The organism is Mycobacterium sp. NGS62 (assembly GCF_059812285.1).
In genome coordinates, this window is record NZ_JCALCK010000045.1 from 1 (window position 1) to 1,945 (window position 1,945).

General features: G+C 62.4%; 2 protein-coding genes. Both read left to right on the forward strand.

All coding sequences use genetic code 11. The features are described from left to right. The first annotated feature begins 161 nt into the window (after nucleotides 1-161). Nucleotides 162-1,058 carry an oxidoreductase gene (locus AC5Y49_RS24550; RefSeq protein WP_499891980.1) on the forward strand — a complete coding sequence of 299 codons (897 nt, stop codon included), beginning with the start codon at nucleotides 162-164 and terminating at the stop codon, nucleotides 1,056-1,058. Between the two features lie 500 nt (nucleotides 1,059-1,558). Continuing rightward, nucleotides 1,559-1,900, forward strand: coding sequence for a hypothetical protein (locus AC5Y49_RS24555; RefSeq protein WP_499891981.1), 342 nt, complete (start codon nucleotides 1,559-1,561; stop codon nucleotides 1,898-1,900). Nucleotides 1,901-1,945 lie beyond the last annotated feature (45 nt).

Consider the following 1,945-nt stretch of genomic DNA (forward strand, 5'->3'; position numbering starts at 1 on the left):
CCAGCCCGAGGTTCTTCGGCGTCGGCCGCCTCAGTCGATTGGGCGCTCACATCACCAAATGCGCGACGTTCGGGAGTCAGCCTGGGCGAGGGCAGGCTGGATTCCGGTACGGAAGGTAGGCATGGTGAGGGCGGTAGGTGCAACGAGAGGTGGTGACAACGATGGCGTGGCAACCCGGTGACATCCCGGATCAGAGTGGTCGCACCTTCGTGGTAACCGGCGCTAACGGCGGGCTGGGTGAGGTCACCACCCGGGCGCTCGCCGGCAAGGGCGCCACCGTGGTGATGGCCTGTCGCGGCGTGGCGAAGGCGCAAGCGATCGCCGACCGGATCGGTGGCGACGTTCAAGTCGCCGCGCTGGATCTCGCCGACCTCGATTCGGTGCGTGACTTCGCCGCGAAGCAGGACGAATTCGACGTTCTGATCAACAACGCGGGACTCATGAACATCCCGTTCAGCCGGACCAGGGACGGCTTCGAAACCCAGTTTGGGGTAAATCACCTCGGGCACTTCGCGTTGACCGGCTTGCTCCTCGACAAGATCGACGACCGAGTCGTGACACTGTCGAGCATCGCCCATCGGCAGACGCCAAAGCTATGGATCGGCGACCTGAACTACGACAACCGGCGCTATCAAAGGAATTTGGCCTACGCGCAGTCCAAGCTGGCGAACCTGATGTTCGCCCGTGAGCTACAGCGACGGCTGACCAAGGCCGGATCGTCCAAACGGTCGTACGGGGTGCATCCGGGCGTCTCGGGCACCGATTTGTTCACCCGCACCGAGACGGTGTTCGATCTGGTCGCCAAAGAGGGCGCGCGGGTAGTCGGTCATCCCCCTGAGCAGGCGGTGCACTCGACGCTGTTCGCGGCGACAATGCCCGATGCCGACCCGATGGTTTATTGGGGGCCAACACGTTTGATGCAGACCCGCGGTCCGGTCAAACCGTCATCATCGAGTCGGTTGTCGCGGAATCAGACGCTGTGGCGTCGGCTCTGGGAACAGTCGGAGAATATGACCGGAGTCACCTACGAACTGCAAGCTACCCGCAAACTGAATTAAATTAAATTTTAGGAAGGCCTATGCCTCGATGAATCCTTCTCAGCGTGCCGCTGATGGCCGCGGCCATCACCGCGTGTCTAAGTGAGGGCGGCGGCCGCGGCGCAGGACCCTCAGAGTGCGACATCATCCTGCCGCAAAGTTATCTAGGACACCTGCACAGGTTGGCGGCCGTAGTGCGTCTGGCCTCTTCTTTCTGGGCTGCGCCAGGTGCTGAGGCGACGTCGCCACCCCAGCGCCTTCACGACAAGTGCTAGTGTGGCCACGCCCAAGACAAGGTAACGCCGCCACCCCAGCACCTCCACGACCATTGCTACTGAGGCCGTGCCCAGGACAAGCACTACAACGCCCGCACGGCGAACAGAATCTGACTGCATGGCATACAACTGTAGCGATAGTCGAGATAGTGTGGGTAGCATGCGGCGAGCACCATGAAAAGCGCCCGCGAAACGCGTTTGGTGCATCACGTAAGGGTGCCCTCGAAACGATGATCCTCGTCAGGCATGGGAAGTGAGTTGATGTCGTCTCGTGCCGAGATCACCGCGAAGTTCGCCAAGGCGTATGTGAAGTCGTCGAAGGCGGATAAGGGCAGCATTCTGGATCAGGTGGCCGAGGTCACCGGCTGGTCGCGTGACAATGCTCCGTGCCGGTTGACGGCCGCGGCCCAGCCGCCGGGAGCGGGTCGACAGGTCGCCAAACGACCTCACCGGCAGCGCAACCCCAGGTATCCCTACGACGCGCTGAAGGTGCTGCAGAAGGTCTGGGCGATCTCGGGTGGGGCAGTGTGGCCGGTATCTGGCGGCCTCAAAGGCCGTTCAGCTGGCGGCTCTGGAAAGCCACGGTGAAGCTGGTGCCCGCCCAGGACCGCTACAGCCCTTATCTGTGTTGGG